General features: G+C 74.8%; 16 protein-coding genes, 1 tRNA gene and 1 pseudogene. 10 read left to right on the top strand and 8 right to left on the bottom strand.

The window, feature by feature from the left end; translation table 11 throughout:
* Positions 1-98 precede the first annotated feature (98 nt).
* The 5 genes from ACFZCF_RS14410 to ACFZCF_RS14390 all read left to right on the top strand — a co-directional run bounded on the left by ACFZCF_RS14410 (position 99) and on the right by ACFZCF_RS14390 (position 4,518).
* Positions 99-1,274 carry a phosphotransferase gene (locus ACFZCF_RS14410; protein ID WP_391286715.1) on the top strand — a complete coding sequence of 392 codons (1,176 nt, stop codon included), beginning with the start codon at positions 99-101 and terminating at the stop codon, positions 1,272-1,274.
* A 773-nt stretch (positions 1,275-2,047) separates the two neighbouring features.
* Positions 2,048-2,776, top strand: coding sequence for a hypothetical protein (locus ACFZCF_RS14405; protein WP_388448069.1), 729 nt, complete (start codon positions 2,048-2,050; stop codon positions 2,774-2,776).
* A 194-nt stretch (positions 2,777-2,970) separates the two neighbouring features.
* On the top strand, positions 2,971-3,603 hold the full coding sequence (locus ACFZCF_RS14400) for a carbonic anhydrase (protein ID WP_388448071.1): 633 nt from the start codon (positions 2,971-2,973) through the stop codon (positions 3,601-3,603).
* Complete coding sequence (locus ACFZCF_RS14395; protein WP_391286714.1) at positions 3,600-4,244, top strand: L-threonylcarbamoyladenylate synthase; 645 nt, start codon at positions 3,600-3,602, stop codon at positions 4,242-4,244. Before ACFZCF_RS14400 ends, ACFZCF_RS14395 begins: the two co-directional genes overlap by 4 nt.
* 200 nt (positions 4,245-4,444) lie before the next feature.
* Positions 4,445-4,518 (top strand) — tRNA-Met (locus ACFZCF_RS14390).
* A gap of 99 nt (positions 4,519-4,617) precedes the next feature.
* Here the strand turns inward: ACFZCF_RS14390 and ACFZCF_RS14385 are convergent.
* Positions 4,618-5,859, bottom strand: a complete 1,242-nt coding sequence (locus ACFZCF_RS14385) for a S8 family serine peptidase (protein ID WP_391286713.1) — start codon at positions 5,857-5,859, stop codon at positions 4,618-4,620.
* 367 nt (positions 5,860-6,226) lie between these two features.
* Here ACFZCF_RS14385 and ACFZCF_RS14380 point away from each other — a divergent pair, with 367 nt between their 5' ends.
* Positions 6,227-6,907: a hypothetical protein gene (locus ACFZCF_RS14380; RefSeq protein ID WP_391286712.1), complete on the top strand. Its 681-nt coding sequence runs from the start codon at positions 6,227-6,229 to the stop codon at positions 6,905-6,907.
* Positions 6,908-6,914: 7 nt separating this feature from the next.
* Here the strand turns inward: ACFZCF_RS14380 and ACFZCF_RS14375 are convergent, their stop codons facing one another.
* The 4 genes and pseudogenes from ACFZCF_RS14375 to ACFZCF_RS14360 all read right to left on the bottom strand — a co-directional run bounded on the left by ACFZCF_RS14375 (position 6,915) and on the right by ACFZCF_RS14360 (position 9,529).
* Positions 6,915-7,325: a Rid family hydrolase gene (locus ACFZCF_RS14375; RefSeq protein WP_391286711.1), complete on the bottom strand. Its 411-nt coding sequence runs from the start codon at positions 7,323-7,325 to the stop codon at positions 6,915-6,917.
* Positions 7,326-7,401: 76 nt separating this feature from the next.
* Positions 7,402-8,010 carry an MFS transporter gene (locus ACFZCF_RS14370; RefSeq protein WP_391287086.1) on the bottom strand — a complete coding sequence of 203 codons (609 nt, stop codon included), beginning with the start codon at positions 8,008-8,010 and terminating at the stop codon, positions 7,402-7,404.
* 501 nt (positions 8,011-8,511) lie between these two features.
* Positions 8,512-9,084 (bottom strand): annotated as a pseudogene (locus ACFZCF_RS14365) (MFS transporter); the annotation flags it as partial.
* 112 nt (positions 9,085-9,196) lie between these two features.
* On the bottom strand, positions 9,197-9,529 hold the full coding sequence (locus ACFZCF_RS14360) for an ArsR/SmtB family transcription factor (RefSeq protein ID WP_388448081.1): 333 nt from the start codon (positions 9,527-9,529) through the stop codon (positions 9,197-9,199).
* 304 nt (positions 9,530-9,833) lie between these two features.
* On the opposite strand from ACFZCF_RS14360, the gene ACFZCF_RS14355 reads away from it, so the two are divergent.
* Positions 9,834-10,235, top strand: a complete 402-nt coding sequence (locus ACFZCF_RS14355) for an anti-sigma factor antagonist (RefSeq protein ID WP_391286710.1) — start codon at positions 9,834-9,836, stop codon at positions 10,233-10,235.
* Positions 10,236-10,446: 211 nt separating this feature from the next.
* Here ACFZCF_RS14355 and ACFZCF_RS14350 read toward each other — a convergent pair whose 3' ends face one another.
* Positions 10,447-11,670 carry a GNAT family N-acetyltransferase gene (locus tag ACFZCF_RS14350; protein ID WP_391286709.1) on the bottom strand — a complete coding sequence of 408 codons (1,224 nt, stop codon included), beginning with the start codon at positions 11,668-11,670 and terminating at the stop codon, positions 10,447-10,449.
* 214 nt (positions 11,671-11,884) lie between these two features.
* Here ACFZCF_RS14350 and ACFZCF_RS14345 point away from each other — a divergent pair, with 214 nt between their 5' ends.
* From ACFZCF_RS14345 to ACFZCF_RS14335, 3 genes are all read left to right on the top strand, one after another.
* Complete coding sequence (locus tag ACFZCF_RS14345; RefSeq protein WP_391286708.1) at positions 11,885-12,421, top strand: MarR family winged helix-turn-helix transcriptional regulator; 537 nt, start codon at positions 11,885-11,887, stop codon at positions 12,419-12,421.
* Positions 12,418-12,894: a cytidine deaminase gene (locus tag ACFZCF_RS14340; RefSeq protein ID WP_391286707.1), complete on the top strand. Its 477-nt coding sequence runs from the start codon at positions 12,418-12,420 to the stop codon at positions 12,892-12,894. Before ACFZCF_RS14345 ends, ACFZCF_RS14340 begins: the two co-directional genes overlap by 4 nt.
* Before the next feature lie 308 nt (positions 12,895-13,202).
* A complete protein-coding gene (locus ACFZCF_RS14335) occupies positions 13,203-14,783 on the top strand; it encodes a carbohydrate-binding protein (protein WP_391286706.1) in 1,581 nt (526 codons plus the stop codon).
* A gap of 40 nt (positions 14,784-14,823) precedes the next feature.
* On the opposite strand, the gene ACFZCF_RS14330 is transcribed toward ACFZCF_RS14335, so the two are convergent.
* Both ACFZCF_RS14330 and ACFZCF_RS14325 read right to left on the bottom strand, forming a co-directional pair.
* Positions 14,824-15,474 (bottom strand): HAD-IB family phosphatase, encoded by a 651-nt coding sequence (locus tag ACFZCF_RS14330; protein WP_391286705.1) that lies wholly within the window; start codon positions 15,472-15,474, stop codon positions 14,824-14,826.
* Between the two features lie 47 nt (positions 15,475-15,521).
* The gene (locus ACFZCF_RS14325; RefSeq protein WP_388448095.1) at positions 15,522-16,916 is read right to left on the bottom strand and encodes an NAD(P)/FAD-dependent oxidoreductase; all 1,395 of its coding nucleotides are present in this window, start codon (positions 16,914-16,916) and stop codon (positions 15,522-15,524) included.
* Positions 16,917-16,983: the final 67 nt, after the last annotated feature.

Here is a 16,983-nt window from a genome sequence, read left to right as displayed (position 1 = left end):
GTGGCTGCTGCAGGAGTCCCGACTGCTGTGGGGGCCGGGGGCTGCCTGAGCGGCATATTCCGGTGCGCGCGGCCGGGGGCCGGTGGTGGAATCGCCCGATGCACGGGAACGAAGGACGGACGGGCGGCGTCGAGCGGGCCGCGGTGGTGGACCGGGGCCGGTTCGCCGACTCGGTGACTCCCTGGGACGACGCGGAGTGGCGGCGCGAGGTGTTCGGCTGGGCCGAGCGCGTCCTCGCCTCGCACGGCCTCGTGGAGGCGGGTGCGCGCGAGGTGAGGGTACGGCCCTGGTCGGTGCTCGTCCGGTTCCGCACCGGCGGCGGCCCGCGCGACGCCGTCTGGCTGAAGACGGGCGCCCCCTCCAACGCCTTCGAGGCCGGACTCGCCGGCGCGCTCGCCACGTGGGCACCCGAGCACGTGATGACCCCGCTCGCCGTGGACGCCGCCCGTGGCTGGGTCCTCCTTCCCGACGGCGGTCCGCTCTTCCGCGACGTCCTCGACGCGGGCGCGGCCGGTCCGGAGGCCTGGACGACGGCGCTGGGCCAGTACGGCGCGATGCAGCGGCGCTTGGTCCCGTACGCGAAGGGGCCCGCGAGGCGCGGCGGACGGGGCGCGGGTCCGGCGGAAGCGGGCGTGGTGGGCCCGGGCGGGCCGGGCCCGGGGGCACCGAACCCGGGCGTGGCGAACGCACGGGGGCCGGGAGCCCGGGGGCCGGAGGCGGGTGGCGGGTTCGAGGGGCTGGGGGTGCCGGGGGCGCGGGCGCGGGAGTTGCCGGAGGCGTTCGACGCGCTCGTCGCCGGGAACCCGCTCTTCGACGCCGCCGAACGGGCCGCGCTGCTGCGGCGACGGCCCCGGCTCGTCGAGCTGTGCGCCGAGCTCGACGCGTACGGCGTCCCCGACTCTCTCGACCACTGCGACCTGCACGACGGGCAGATCCTCGCCCCGTCGCCCGGCCGTTTCACCTTCTTCGACTGGGGCGACGCCTGCGTGGCCCACCCTTTCGGCAGCCTCCTGGTCCCCGTGCGGGAGGTGCGGGAGCGGTACGGCGCCGAGCACGTGGCCCCGATGGTGGACGCGTACCTGGAGCACTGGACCGGCCTCGGCCCGTCACGGACGGAGCTGCGGCGGGCAGCGGTCCTGGCGGTCCGGCTGGCGGCCCTCGGCCGGGCGGGCTCCTGGTTCCGGCTCTTCCCCGGCACCCCGACCGGCGACAGCGAGGAGGCGAGCGCGTACTGGGTGCGGCAGCTCTTCGCCGCCACCGACGAAGAACTCTGACGCGGACCGGGCCCGCCGCCCCCGCGCCCACAGGCTGCCGTCCATGGTCTCCCGGACGACAGCCGCGACAGGCCTGCGGGAGGGGGGTCGTGACGTCGTGTCCACCCGGCCGGACAGGCATGCAGAGGCGTCCGGCCAGGGCGGGTTCAACGGGTTCCGCGTCCGAGGGATCGGGTGCCGGGCTCCCGCCGTGCGGCCATGAGGACACGGGGCGCGGGGTGCGGGGCATGGGGCCCGGAGTCCTCCCCCGTGCGATCGGTCCTGAGGGGTTCGCCGGGGCTCGTCGTCGCGGCCTTGGCCACCCCGCTCCCCGGAGTCGCCGCCCCTGGCGCGGTCTTGACGCCGGACCGGGCGCGTCCTGACGCGCGGGTCACGCCGTGGGGCCCGCCCCCGCGGAAGCCGTACCTGCGCCGTAGCGCGCTCGCGCCCGAGGCGGACTGGCACTTGGTGTCTCCGTTCCGCCCGCCGTGACGGCCGCACCCACTGGCATCCACGTACCCTGCGGGGGTATGGAGGCCATGGCGCACCCGGGTCGGCCCCGACCGAAGCGGCCCGAAAGATCGTATGGCACGGAGTGCCTGGTGGGAGGGGACCCGGGCGTCGGCTGGACGGAGGGCCCGGGGAGCTGGAAACCTCGGCGTCGAGGACCCGATCACCGGTCCCGTACGTGCGCCGCCGCGAGGGGAGCGTGGCGCGGGCCCGTGATCGTCGCGTCCTCGCAGGCGCGTCCGCCGCACCCGTACGCGCCGGTACCGCGAGGAGGAGGACCACCGATGACCGCCGCCCGGGAAGAACGACTCCGGCTCGACGCCGCGAGTGTCGACAACGCGAGGACGACGCTGCTCCAGCTCCTCGCGCGGGCGGGGGTGTACTCCGGCGACGCCGAGGAACTGATCGGGCTGGTCGAGGCGGGCGCGCTCGCCGTCGCGCACGCGGAGCTGGCCGGCACCGGCCGGCAGGCCCCGCCGGGGAGCGACGAGCCGTACGCGGCGGGCTGGCGCGACGGTTCACGGGCCGTCACCGAGGGGCTGGCGGGCCTCGCCGACCGGGCGCTGGGCGCGGCCGTCACCGAGGACGCCGCCGCGGAGGCGGAGGCGCGGCCCCGGGTCGGCCGGATGGAGGTCGAGCGGGCCAAGGTGGCGGTCGTCCCGCTGTACCTCTCCTTCTCCGAGGAGTCCGACCTCGACCCGGAGGTCACCGAGCAGGTGCTCGCCGCGGCGCTCGCCACGATGGGGGTGCGGCAGCGGGCTGCCTATCCGGGGCGGCTGACGTCGTTCGCCGCGGACAACCGGACGCATCTGGAACGGCTGTACGCCACGTACGGCCCGGGCAGCGCGATCGCCATCCACGGCCGCTACACGCTGGTCCACTCCCCCACGAGCCTCGCCGTCCTCGAACGGCTCGCCGCTCGGCCGGCGGAGCTGCGGGAGGAGTGGGACGCGGCCGAACTCCCGCCCGCCTGGCTGGACGGCCTGACGCGCGCCTGGGAGGCGACGCTCTGAACCCTCCCCAGGCGGGGCAAGGCGGATGAAGGGGGCGGGCGGGACGAGGGGGCCGGTACGCGGACGGAGTCGGTGGCCGGGCCCGGGCGTGAGGGGCGGTGCGGATTCCGAAGGGCGTGCAATGCGTCACACGTGGGCTCGGCGAGGGCTCAGCCAGTGGCGCGGAGGGCGGGTGGCGCGCATAGGGTAGCGGCATGCCCAGAACATCCCCGGCCCTTGCCCTCGACGCCCTTCTCGACGGCAACCGTCGCTTCGTCTCGGGCACGCCCGAGCACCCCAACCAGGACGCCGCCCGTCGTACGGAGCTGGCTCCCGGCCAAGACCCGTTCGCCGTCATCCTCGGCTGCTCCGACTCCCGTCTCGCGGCCGAGATCATCTTCGACCGCGGGCTCGGTGACCTCTTCGTGGTCCGCACCGCCGGCCACGTCATCGGCTCCGAGGTCCTCGGCAGCGTGGAGTACGCGACGAGCGTCCTCGGCGCACGACTCGTGGTCGTCCTGGGCCACGACTCCTGCGGCGCGGTCGCCGCGGCCCGCGCGGCCGTGGAGGACGGCTTCGCGGCGCGCGGCTTCGTCCGGGACGTCGTGGAGCGGGTGACTCCGAGCGTCCTGGCGGCGCGTACCGCGGGTCTGACCGCGGACAGCGACATCATCGACGAGCACATCCGGCACACCGTGGACCTGCTCCTGGACCGCTCCCGGCTGCTGTCCGAGCAGGTGGCGGCCGGTGAGGTCGCCGTCGTCGGCCTCGGCTACGAGCTGGCCGGCGGCAGCGCCCGTCTCGTGACCACGCGCGGAGCCGTCGTGGAGGAGGGCACTCCGGCGTGACGTCCCGCTTCGACTGCTCCGATCCGGTGGCCCGCGCCGCCGGCCTCGGCGAGGCCGCGGCGGCGGTGCGCCGCGGGGACCTCGTCGTCCTGCCGACGGACACGGTGTACGGGGTCGGGGCGGACGCCTTCGACCCGAAGGCGGTCGCCTCGCTGCTCGCGGCGAAGGGCCGCGGTCGCCACAAGCCCTCCCCCGTCCTGGTCGACTCGGCCGCCGCGCTCGGCGAGCTGACCGACGAACTTCCCGACGGCGCACGGGCGCTGATCGAGGCGTTCTGGCCGGGCGGCCTGACCCTGGTGGTCCGTCACCGCGCGTCCCTCGACTGGGACCTGGGCGAGACGGGCGGCACGGTGGCGGTCCGGATGCCGGACCACCCCCTCACCCTGGAACTGCTCGCGGCGACGGGCCCGCTGGCGGTCTCCAGCGCCAACCTCACGGACCACCCGTCCCCTCAGGACTGCGACGCCGCGCAGGCCATGCTCGGCGACTCCGTGGCGGTCTACCTGGACGGCGGGCGCACCGCCGGCGCGATCTCGTCGTCGATCGTCGACCTCAGCGGCGAAACGCCGGTCCTCGTCCGCGACGGCGTCCTGCCCGTGGCGGAACTCCGCGCGCTCGTACCGGACCTGATCGTCCCCTGAGCCCGCCCCCACCCGCTCCCTCCCCCGGCCCCGGCGCGACGGAATCCCCGTCGCGCCGGGGCGCTCACCAGCGTCTCCCCCCATCGACGTGTAGCTCAGCAGCAGAGCGCCGGGCTCCGGTCCCGGAGGGCGCGGGGGCGGGACCACGGCGGACGTGGTCACCGGGGGTGCCTGGGATGGCGTAGAGTCGGGGTCACCGACGCGGGGTGGAGCAGCTCGGTAGCTCGCTGGGCTCATAACCCAGAGGTCGCAGGTTCAAATCCTGTCCCCGCTACTGATGTGCCTTGAGGCCCGGATCCCTGTGGATCCGGGCCTCAAGGCGTTGTGCGAGGCGGCGTCACCCGTGTTCAGGGCACTGGAGGGGGCGGAGCGCTTACGGGACGAGGCGCAGGAGGCGGTTCGGGGAGCCGGTGCCGGGGCTGGTCACCTTGTTGGGGGTGGCGCCGTTCACCAGGGCGGTGGCGACCTGGGCGGGGGTGGCGGCCGGGTGGCCCGCGAGGTAGACGGCGGCGGCTCCGGCGACGTGCGGGGTGGCCATCGAGGTGCCGGAGATGGTGTTGGTGGCGGTGTCGCCGGTGTGCCAGCCGGCCTTGATGGAGACGCCGGGGGCGAACAGGTCGAGGACGGCGCCGTAGTTGGACCAGCTCGCCTTGGCGTCCGCGCTGTCCGTGGCGCCGACGGTGAGGGCCTCGGTGACGCGGGCGGGCGAGGAGTTGCGCGCGTTGACGCCGGAGTTGCCGGCGGCGACGGCGTAGGTGACGCCGTCGGCGATGGAACGCTTGACGGCGTTGTCGAGGGTGGTGGAGGCTCCGCCGCCGAGGGAGAGGTTGGCGACCGCGGGGGCTCCGGCCGGGTGGTGGGCGGTCACCCAGTCGATGCCGGCCACCACGCCCGCGGTGGTGCCGGAGCCGTTGGCGTCGAGGACGCGGACGGCGACGACCTTGGCCGCCTTCGCGACGCCGTACGTGGAGCCGGCGATGGTGGTGGCGACGTGGGTGCCGTGGCCGTTGCCGTCCTGGGCGACGTTGTCGCCCTCGACGGCGTCGTAGCCGTCGACCGCGCGGCCGGCGAGCTCGCTGTGGCTGACGCGCACGCCGGTGTCGATGACGTACGCGGTGACCCCGGCGCCGGCGCTGTCGGGGTACGTGTAGGTGCCGGAGAGCGGCAGGGCCGCCTGGTCGATGCGGTCGAGGCCCCAGGGTGCGTTGCTCTGCGTGGCGTCGGCGCGGACGACGCGGTTCTGCTCGACGGTGGCCACGGCGGGGTCGGCGGCGAGCCGGCGGGCGGCCGCGGCGTCGAGGCTGACGGTGTAGCCGTTGAGCGCGGCGCCGAAGGTCTTGCCGACCTTGCCGCCGTAACCGGCTATGAGCCCGCGGCCCTTCGCGGACCCGGCGGCGAATCCCGCGCCCGGCTTCAGGGTCACCAGGTAGCTGCCCTCGACGGCGTCGGGGGAACCCGCGGCGACGACGACGCCCTCGGGGGCCGGCACCGGGGCGGCCTGCGCGGGGGCCACGGCAAGGCCGGTGACGAGCGCGGCGGCGACGGCGGCGGAGGCCGCGGTGGTGGTGGCGGCGATCAGGTTCCGGCGCGAGGTGCGGTGGGTGGGGAGTGCCATGGTGAGGGGTTCCTCCTCTGGGCGGCGCGCCCTGGGTCGGGCGGGCACGGTGCGGGGGGTGCGTCGCGTGCGGTCGCACGCTCCGCCGGAAGGAGCTCGCTCCGATCGGCGTGGGCAGAAGCCTGTGCCTCACCGCCCGGGCGGATCAAGGAAGTTGGCGCCTTGTCATGGATCCGACACGCAGCGGACACAAGGACTCCCCCGATCCCCTGCCGAACCCCCATGAACCACCCCTCCCTCCCCCACCGTCACCTTCCGGCCGCCACCCGCGAGGACCGGCCAGGGAGGACCCGCCAGGGAGGCGGGCGGGCAGGGCGGGGTCCACCCCCCGGGAAACGGTGACCAAGCGGTCCGTCATCATCGGGGCATGCGAAGGAACAGCGGTCCGCACGGCCCCGAGGACGCCCCCGGGACCCCCTCCCGGGGCTCCCGGGCGAACCCCATCACCGGCTTCCCGGCCGTCGTCCCCAGCCTCTCCCCCCACCAGGAGAATCTGCGCCTGCGCCTCCTGGCCGCGCCGGTCGTCCCCGCGCCCGCGCCGTGGCGGAGCGTCTTCGGCGACCACGCGGCCGTCGGCGGGCTCACCGGCGTCGGGTTCGGCGTGCACCCCGCCACCGGCCACGACCTGGTGATGGTCGTCTCGACCCAGGGGTACGGGGTCTTCGACGCGGTGACGGGCGAGCGGATCGCACGGGACCGGGACCCGGAGGACGAGGGACCGGACGGCACGCCGGACCTGACGTGTCCCTGGATCGGCCCGCTCGCCGGCGGACGGGTGCGGGTCGCCGGGCTGTTCGGCGGCGGGCTGCACCGTACGAGCGGCGACGGCTGGTCCCTGGACGTCGAGGCCCCCGACTGGCCGCACCACCGGATCCTGCTCTCCCACAACGGCGGCGACTGGCACCGTCCGCCGCACACCGAGGGCTGGTGGCACGTCTTCCACTCCACCTGGTCGACGCTGCGCGCCGCCGGCTTCTCCCCGTCCGGCCAGACCCTCGTCGTCGCGACGTCCAGCGACCTGACGCTGTGGACGCGCCGCCCGGCGTGACGGCCGCTCAGGCGTCCAGCACGGCGGCGACGGCCTCGATCTCGACGAGCTGCTCGTGGTACCCCAACACGGTGACGCCCATCAGGGTGCTGGGCACGTCGTGGTCGCCGAAGGCGTCCCGTACCACCTCCCAGGCCGCCACCAGGTCCTGCTGACGGGTCGTCGCGACGAGCACCCGGGTGCTGATGACGTCCTCGATGCCGGCTCCGGCGTCCTTCAGCGCGGTCCGCAGGTTCGCGACGCAGGCGGCGGCCTGCCCGCGGACGTCCCCGACGGCGACGGTGGTGCCGTCGGCGTCGAGGGGGCAGGCGCCGGCGAGGAAGACCAGCCGGGCCTCGGCCGGCGCGGTGGCCGCGTACGCGTACTCGGCGACGTCGGACAGGGAAGCGGAACGGATGAGCTGGACGGCTCGGGGCACGGGGATTCCTCTCGGCGGCTGCGGCGGACCCGCGCCACTCTCCCAGGCACGGGCTCCCGGATCGACCGGATTTCCCTCACCCCGCGGGGGCGGGCCAGTGGCGGTGCAAGGTGTCGATGCGGAAGGCGTGCACGTGTACCCCTACCGGGTCGCCGCCGGCCGGGTCGGCCATGTGGGGGTGATCGGCCGGGAGTTCGGGATGGGTGTGGGCGAGTTCCTCGGGGTCGCGGCGGGGCCAGAGCCGGGCGGCGGCGAGCGCGGCGGCCAGGGCGACGACACCGAGGGCCGCGGCCGAGGCCGCGAATCCCGCGCGGAAGGCGAGCCAGCCGGCCAGCGGGTAGGTGAGCAGCCAGCAGCCGTGCGAAAGGGAGAAGTGGGCGGCGAAGAGCCCGGGCAGGTCGGCCGCGGCGGCGGACCTGCGCAGCAGCCGCCCGCCGGGGGTGAGGACGGCGGAGGTCGCGGCGCCCAGGCAGAGCCACAGGACCAGCAGCGCGGGCCAGGCGACCGTCGGGTGGGCGTCGGCCCACCCGGAGGCGAGTCCGCCGGTCAGCAGACCGAGGGCGGCGGCGAGGGCTCCGGCGGCGGGAAGCATGACAGCGCGGTCGCCGGTGCGCGCGAGGACGCGCGGGAGGAACAGGGCGACGGCCATCGACCCGGCGCCGTACGCGGCGAGGGCGAGGGGCACGTCCCCGGCGGAGCGCCCGAGGCCGTCCCGCACCAGGACGACCGTGTCGACGAGCACCAGCGCCCCGGCGGCGGCGACCGCCAGGTCGAGCGCGAGCAGGGCCCGCAGCCGAGGGGTCGCCAGCAGGACCCGGACACCGAGGCCCCGGACGGACGCGGGCCGACCCCCCGGCCGACGTCCGGGGCGGCGGGGGCGGCCTGGGGTGCGGTCTCGGACTCGGACGAGGCCGGGGGTGCGCTCGGGGGTGCGGTCTCGGACTCGCACCGGGCCGGGGGCACGGTCTCGGGCGCGGCTGCGGTGGTGGGTACGGCTGCGGTTCCGGGCGCGCTCCCGGGCGCGGTCTCGGACGCGCTCAGGCTCCCGGAGTCGGTCTCGGTCGAGATCGCGGTCCCGGCCTCGGTCGCGCTCCCGGCCACGAACAGGGCTTCGATCTCGGGCATCCTCTCGGACTCGGACTCGATCCAGGTCACGGACTCGGACTCGATCGCGGTCGGATTCCTCCGCGTCGGCCGGTAGGCGCAGGGGCAGGACGAGGAGGGCGGAGAGGAGGAACCCGGCGGCGGTGCCGGCGAACAGCCATCCGTACGGCATGAGCGCGAGGAGGGCGGCGGCGAGGACCGGGCTGACGAGGCTCTCCAGGTCGTAGGCGAGCCGCGAGAGGGCGAGGGCCCGGGTGTAGTCGCCCTCCTGGGGCAGGACGCGCGGGACGGTGGCCTGGAAGGCGGGCGTGAAGACCGCCGAGGCGGCCTGGAGCAGCAGCACGAGCGCGTACACCTGCCAGACCCGGTCCACGAAGGGCAGGACCAGCGCGGCGAGCAGGCGTACGAGGTCGGCCCCGACGAGCAGCGTGCGGCGCGGCACCCGGCGGGCCAGCGGGCCGGCGAGCGGTGCCAGAGCGACGTACGCCGTCATCTTGAGCGCGAGCGCCGTGCCGAGGACCGCGGCGGCCCGCCCCCCGGCGAGGTCGTACGCGAGGAGCGCGAGCGCCACGGTGGCGAGGCCGGTCCCGGTGAGGGCGACGGTCTGGGCGAGGAAGAGGTGTCGGTAGGTGCGGTCGCGCAGGACGGACAGCATGGGACGCCCTCGTTCGGCAGCGGGATGCGGTCCCTTTCACGGTAGCCGACATGTGCATGGGTGCGCACATGTATGCGTCAGGGCGAGTGCCCGTGGCGGATGGGCCGCGCGTTCAGTCGTGCCAGGGCTCGCCCGTCACCACGTGGTCGGCCCGGTTCAGCGCCTCGACCACCAGCCGCTTCAGGTGCCCGTCCGGAAGCGCGTACACCACCCGCCGCCCCTCCTTCCGCGCCTGCACCAACCCGCCCATCCGTAGCTTCGCCAGATGCTGGCTGACCGCGGGCCGGGCCGCCCGGCACGCCTCGGTCAGCGCGGTGACGTCCGCCTCCCCGCGCGTCAGCACCCACAGCAGTTGCAGCCGCGTCGGGTCGCTGAGCAGCCCGAACACCTCCGCCGCCGCCGCGAGCTCCGGCGCCCCCGGGGTCCGGGGGTGGACGGGGGTCACGGCCCGCTCACGCCCTTCGCGAACCTCGCGCTCTTCCCGCGCGTCGGGCCCTTCCCGCCGGTCACCGGCTTCGCGTACGTCACCGGCTTCGCGTACGTCACTCGCTTCACGTGCTTCGCGTGCTTCACGTGCGTCCCGTGGTCGACGGGGTGGATCCACCATGCGCCCATCGTAGGGAGCGGCGAGCACGGCAGGGCGTCCCGGGACGGGTGACCGATCCGTGGACCGTCGTGCGCGCGAACGGACTCTCGGGTGAGGATGCTGCGGACGGCCGGGACATGGCCGGGAGCAAGGAGAGACGACGATGACCATCGAGTGGCGCTACACCATCCACCCCGGCCTCGGTGTGCTCTCCCTGGCCGGCTTCCTTGGCCAGGAGGCCGTGGGACGGTTCCAGGGGGCCGTCGGCTGGGCGCTCGCCCGGGGCACGGGACCCGTCGTGCTGGACCTGACCGCGCTGCGCGGCTGGTCCGACGGAGGCCGCCTCGCCGTGTCGGAGGCCGCCCTCCGGCTCGCCGCGGAGGGCCGGGGGCTCGAACTCGCGGCCGTGCCGCGGAGCGGGGCGTCCGGGACCGACGGCGACTTCGGGGACGGCGAGGTCGTCGTCACGGTCCACGGAGACCTCGCCGCCGCGCTTTCCGCCCACCGCGACCGGGGCGTCGAGGAACGCGAATGGCGCAGCGACGCCTGGCCGGAAGGCGCCTGAGACCCGTACCGGCGTGACCGCTCGCCGTACGGCCCCGGCCCGCCCCGATCCCGGCGGCGGTCGGCGGCCCTGCCCACGCCCGGTCCCGGCCGCGCGGCTCCTGCCCGACGCCGACTGGGGCCGTACGGTTCCTGCCCGACACCGACCCGGGGCTTGCGGCTCCTGCCGTGCGCCCCGGCCCCGGCCCTTCCGTCCTAGAACCAGTTGCGTCCTAGAACCAGTGCAGGCAGTGCGGAGGGCGGTCCGTGCGGAACAGCGCGTCCGCCAGGCCCGGCGCCGCGGGGTGATGGGCGCGGATGTGGCCGGCGCGGACCAGGGTGCTCGGGGTCGTACCGCCCAGGTAGAGGGAGCCGAGGTCGCTCACGTCCAGGGAGAGGTCGGGGCGGCGGTCCGTTGGGGTGCAGTCGGCCTTGCCGTCCCGGACGGTGAGGAGGTAGCCGGTGCGCTCGCCGAGGAAGGGGTCGTCGACGTCCAGGACGAGCTCGCCGTCCGCGGCCCACGCGCGCGCGGCCAGCGCGCGCGGGACGTCGAGGAGGCGCACCCACAGCCAGTCGGTGTCGTGGCTCACGTCCCCGGCCCGGAAGTCCGCGAGCCGGTGGCGCAGCGGATGGTCGCGCGGGACGTGCTTGAAGAAGACCTGGGTGACGAGGTCGTGGTCGAGGGCGTACCGCGCCAGGTCCGCGAAGACCGTGTCGTCGGTGGCGACGATCTCGTCGACGGTGAGGGTGCCGGCGTCGACGGCGTACGAGGCGTAGCCGTCCGGGTTTCCGTCGGGGTCCCGGTGCAGCGCCACGTACCGCGGTGTCCGCGCGACCGGGGGCTGACCGGCGCCCAGCTCCCACCAGCGGTGCGGGCGCGTGAGGGCGCCGGGCTGGGCCAGGCGGTACCGGTCGTAGACCTCTTCGAGGATCGCGCCGCACTCCGCCCTGCGCAGGAGCTCGACCGAGCCCGGCCGGGTGTCGTCGGCGCCGGGGCCGGCGGGCCGGGGCGGCGCGAAGGCCGCCCGCTGTCGCTGCACGGTCATCCGGGTCGTGTACGTCGCGGGCCCGTAGCCGAACCTGCGGTAGATGAGCGCCTCGGACGCGAGCAGCACGGAGAGGATCTCGCCGCGCTCGCGCAGGTCGGCGAGCTGTCGGCGCATCAGGGCACTGAGGACGCCTTGCCGTCGGTGCGTGGGCAGCACGCCCACGGCCGTCACGCCGGAGACGGGGACGACGGCCCGCCCGGGCAGGGTGAGTTCGAAGGAGTACGCGCCGGCGGTACCGATCGGCCTTCCGTCCGCGCTCAGCGCGAGCAGGTTCCTGTCGGGCTCGATCGCCGACCACCACAGCCCGGCGCCGTCCCCGCCGGGCGTCTCCCGGACGAGCCCGAAAGCGGCATGCAGCGTGTCGACGAAGACATCGAGGTCCTCGCCGGTCGTAGAACGGATCTCCATCGCTTTCCGCAGCCTCCCCGCAGCCCGCACCGCACCACGCTCCGAGGTGCCATGCCCCAGTCCAGCGCCGCCCCGGGCCCCGGTCAATCGGATTTCGTCCCCTTGCTGCCTTGCCCCCTCGCCCCCGTGCCCCCTCGCCCCCGTGCTCCCGCCCTCTCTCGCTCCCGTGCCCCCGCGCCCCCGTGACCCCGCCGGAGCGGGTAGCGTCACGATCATGGAACCGTCGACGTCCTCCGCAGCCGCCCCACCCTCCACCGACCAGGCACCGGCCGACCCGGCCGCCGCCGACGAGGCGCTCGCCTCCCAGCCCGTGGGCTACTGGAGCGGGCTCGTCCACGCGGCCGTCACACGGCGGTTGCGGGACGAGATGGCGCGGATCGACGTGACACAGCCGCAGTACTGGGTGCTCAACCACGTCACGTACCGTCCGGTCCCGCCGACTCGGCAGGAGGTGGCCGAGGAGCTGACGCCGCTCGCCGACGGACCGCACGAAATCCCGCGGGTGGTCGACCAGTTGCTGCACCGCGCGTGGCTGCGGGCGGACGCCGACGACCGTTTCCACCTCACCGACGCGGGTGAGGCGGCCCGGGTGCGCGTGCGCGCGCTGGCCACCGACCTGCGCGCCGAGGTCCACGAGGGCATCAGCGACGAGGAGTACGTGGCGGCGCTGAAGGTGCTGCGCCGGATGGCCGCCAACGCCGGCGCCGACGCCATGGCTCCCCGTACCACCTGGCGGAAGGCACACCGATGACGGAGAAGACGACGGCGAACACGACGGGAAGGGCGACAGGGAACAGGACCCCGCGCCCAGCCGCCGCGGCCGAGAAGCCGGTCGACGACGCGCTCGTCCAGGCGGCGGCCGACGTCGCCCGCACCCGCTGCCGGGGCGACAACCACACCATGGCGGCCGCCGGCCGCGCCCGGGACGGGCGGATCGTCACCGCCGTGAACGCCTATCACTTCACGGGCGGCCCCTGCGCCGAGCTGGTCCTCCTCGGCGCGGCAGCCGCTCAGGGCGTGTACGACCTGACGACCATCGTCGCGGTGGGCGACCGGGACCGAGGAGTCGTTCCGCCGTGCGGCCGGTGCCGCCAGGTCCTCCTCGACTACTTCCCGACCGTCAACGTGATCGTCGGCCGGGGCGACCGTCTTCGCACCGTCCCCATCACCGGCCTCCTGCCCGAGAGTTACGTCTGGGCCGACCACCAGCTCGACACCGACTGACCCCTCTCCGGCCCCTTCACCCCCCGCCACGGGGGAGCCGCCGCACGCGGAAACAACAACGTGCCACCGACCGCCCTCCGCCAGGTCGTCGCGGCCACCCCCCCCAGAACCCAAGAACCCAAGAACCGACCGGGCCCGGCCGCCCCCGCCCCCGCCGCCGCATCAGCCACCCCCCTCCGTTCACATCTCTGAACCACAATCACGTACACGCATATTGACGTGTCTCCGACACTCGCCCTAGCGTCACCTCAGGCGCAGAGAAAGCGCTTTCCACGTGTCCGAGCCGCCTCCCCCACCAGGAGACACCGATGCGCACCACTCCCCTCGCCGTCAGCGTGGGCCTCGTCGCAGGCACCCTCGTCGCGCTGGGCGCCGCCGGCGGCGCCCAGGCCGCGACCGGGCGGTACGAGGCCGAGGCCTCGCCCGCCGTCTGCACCGGCACGATCGACTCCGACTGGTCCGGGTTCTCCGGAAGCGGATTCTGCAACGGCACCAACGCCGCCGGCGCGTACGCCCAGTTCACCGTGTCCGCACCCGCCGCCGGGACGGCGACGCTCTCCGTGCGGTACGCCAACGGGACGACCACGAACCGCCCCGCCGACATCGCCGTCAACGGCTCGACCGTGGCCGCCGGGGCGTCCTTCGCGTCCACCGGCACCTGGACCGGCTGGACGACGAAGACCTTCACCGTGCCGGTCGCGGCCGGGTCCAACACCGTCCGGCTGAACCCGACGGCGGCCGTCGGGCTGCCCAACGTCGACCACGTCGAACTCACCACCACCGACGCACCCGCCCCGTCCGGGCCTGCCCTCTACGTGTCGCCCGCCGGGACCGCGGGCGCCGCCGGCACCGAGGCCGATCCGACGACGCTCGCCTCCGCGATCACCCGGATCGGCGCCGGCGGCACGATCTATCTGCGCGGCGGCACGTACGCGCACGCCCAGACGATCACCGTCGCGCCGGGCAACAACGGCACCTCCGCCGCCCGCAAGACGATCGCCGCCTACCCGGGCGAGACGCCGGTCCTCGACTTCTCGGCGATGACCGAGTCGTCCTCCAACCGGGGACTCGCCCTGAACGGCGACTTCTGGCACGTGAAGGGGCTGATCGTGCAGCGGGCCGGCGACAACGGCATCTACGTCGGCGGCAGCGACAACGTCATCGAGCGCACGGTCACCCGCTTCAACCGCGACACCGGCCTCCAGCTCGGGCGGATCGCCTCGAGCACCCCGCGCGACCAGTGGCCGGCCCGCAACCTCATGGTGAGCGTCGAGTCGCACGACAACGCCGACACGGCCGGCGAGAACGCCGACGGCTTCGCCGCCAAGCTGACCACCGGGCCGGGGAACGTCTTCCGGTACGCGGTCGCCCACCACAACATCGACGACGGCTGGGACCTCTACACCAAGCCGGACACCGGCCCGATCGACCCGGTGACGATCGAGAACTCCCTCGCGTACGTCAACGGCACCCTCTCCGACGGCACCGTGAACGCCAACGGCGACCGCAACGGCTACAAGCTCGGCGGCGAGTCCATCGCCGTCGACCACGTCGTGCGCCGCAGCATCGCCTACCGCAACGGCAAGCACGGCTTCACCTACAACAGCAATCCCGGCTCGCTGAAGGTCTCCGAGAACATCTCGATCGACAACGCGCAGCGCAACTACACCTTCGAGGCGGGCACTTCGGTGTTCCGCGGCAACACCTCCTGCCGCGGCACGAGCTCCGGCACCAACGACAAGCTCGTGGGCGACGTCGACTCCACCAACCAGTTCTGGTCCGGCACGAACGGCTCGCGGTGCGTGAATCACAGCGGCGCCCTCGGCTGGTCCTTCGCCGCGAACGGCTCGCTCACCGTGACCCTCGGCGGCAGGACCGTCACCTGGTAGCGACGGCACCCCGGTGAACCACGCGCCCGCGCCCGGCCGTTCAGGCGCGGGCGCGCAGCCGTCTGCCCAGGGCGTACGCGGCCTCCAGGTCGTCCCCGTCGTACCCGGCGCCGGCCAGGGCGCGCAGGCCCGGGGTGGCGTTGACGGCCACCGTGTGGCGGAGGACGGAGAAGAGGGGCACGTCGGAGCCGGAGTCGCCGTAGGCGACGCAGGCGTCGCGCTCCAGGCCGAGGGCGCGGCGGAGGCGGTCGACGGCGGTCACCTTGTCCTCGGGGACGAGGATCCGCCCCGGGTCGGGCGCCGTCCGGAAGGGCAGTGGCGGGAAGCCGGAGGCGATGACGTCGTCGACGCCGAGGCCGCGGAGCCGGTCGGCGAAGAAGTCCGGTGACATGGTGACGACGACGGCCCGGTCTCCCCGGGCCCGGATGTCCGCGAGGACCTCCGGGAGGCCGCCGATCCACGGCGCCGCGTCGAACTCCTCGGCGACGACACCGGGGGTCAGCCCCCGCCACAGCCCGTACAGGGCGGCCGCGAAGCCCCGGGTGTCGACGAGTCCCTCTGCGAACTCCGCTTCCAGGGCGCGGAGTTCGTCCAGGCAGCCGAGGCGGGCGGCGATCTCCAGGCTGGCCGAGCTGCCCCTCAGCAGCGTCCCGTCCATGTCGAAGACGTGCAGCAGCCGTCCGTCCTTCACCGTGTCCTCCCGGGTCCGGAGGTCAGCGTACGCGGCCGTCGGGGCCGTCAGCTGCCGAAGCCGAGACCGACGCGGTCGAGGGTGCGGAGCCACAGGTCGCGGCGGCCCTGGTTGCGGTCGGAGCGGGTGAGCGAGCGCTGGGTGAGGCCGATGCCGATCGAGCGGACGGGCTCGGGCGGGAAGGGCAGCGGCTTGCGGCGGACGAGGGCGAGGTCCGTGCGTGCGGTACGGTCGCCTGCCAGGAGGTCGAGCATCACCTCGGCGCCGAAGCGGGTGGCGCCGACGCCGAGACCGGTGAAGCCGGCGGCGTACGCGACCTTGCCCTGGTGGCTCGTGTCGAAGAAGACGCAGAAGCGGGTGCTGGTGTCGATGGCGCCGCCCCAGGCGTGGCTGAAGCGGACGCCCTCCAGCTGCGGGAAGGTGCGGAAGAAGGTGCGGGCGAGGGTGGCGAAGGTCTCGGGCCGCCGGTCGTGCTCGGCGCGGACGCGGCCGGCGTAGCGGTAGACGACGTCGTGTCCGCCCCACAGGATCCGGTGGTCGGCGGAGATCCGGACGTAGGTGAAGTGGTGGGCGGGGTCGGACCAGCCCTGGCGGTTCCGCCAGCCGACGGCGGCGAGCTGCTCCTCGTTCAGCGGTTCGGTCATCAGCGCGTAGTCGTAGACGGGGACCGTGTAGAGGCGGTGGCGGCGCACCAGCGACGGGTAGGCGTTGGTGGCGAGGGCGACGCGGCGGGCGGTGATCCGGCCGTAGGGCGTGCGGACGGCGACGGTCGCGCCGCGTGCGTCGAGGGAGAGCGCCGGGGTGTGCTCGTGGACGCGGACGCCGAGGTCGAGGCAGGCCCGCTTGAGGCCCCAGGCGAGGCGGGCCGGGTTGACCATGGCGGTGTCGCTCTTGTTCCACACGGCGCCGAGGAAGGTGGGCGAGTCGATCTCGGCGCGGACGGCGTCGCGGTCGAGGAGGGCGGTGGTGGCGCCGTACCGTTCGGCGGTCTCCGCCTCCTCGGCGAGCCAGGGGACCTGGTGGGGTTCGGTGGCGACGAGGAGGGAGCCGGTCCGTTCCCAGTCGCAGTCGATGCCGTACCGCTCGATGGCGTCCTCCATGGCCTGGAGGTTGTCGCGGCCGAGGCGTTCGAGGGCGGCGATCTCCCCGGGCCAGCGGTCCAGGCCGTTGCCGAGGCCGTGGGTGAGGCTCGACTCGCAGAAGCCGCCGTTGCGGCCGGAGGCCGCGTGGCCGGCCTCCTGGGCCTCGACGAGGACGACGTCGGCGGAGGGGTCGCGCTCCTTGGCGAGGAGTGCGGTCCACAGTCCCGCGTAGCCGCCGCCGACGACCAGGAGGTCGCAGGTGGTGGCCCCGACGAGGGCGGGGGTGGCCCGGGGGCGGCGGTCGTCGTCGAGCCAGAACGGGGTGGGCGCGGCGTCCCGCAGCGCGTGCAGGTGGTCCATGGGGGTGTCCTCCGGGTCGCGGAGGAGCCCGGTCGCGGGGCTCCCTCCGAGGTGCCGCCCATGAGAC

The organism is Streptomyces sp. NPDC007945, from assembly GCF_042958885.1.
GTDB lineage: Bacteria > Actinomycetota > Actinomycetes > Streptomycetales > Streptomycetaceae > Streptomyces.
The sequence above is the reverse complement of the archived record's forward strand: the minus strand, read 5'-3'. Positions and strand labels throughout refer to the sequence as shown.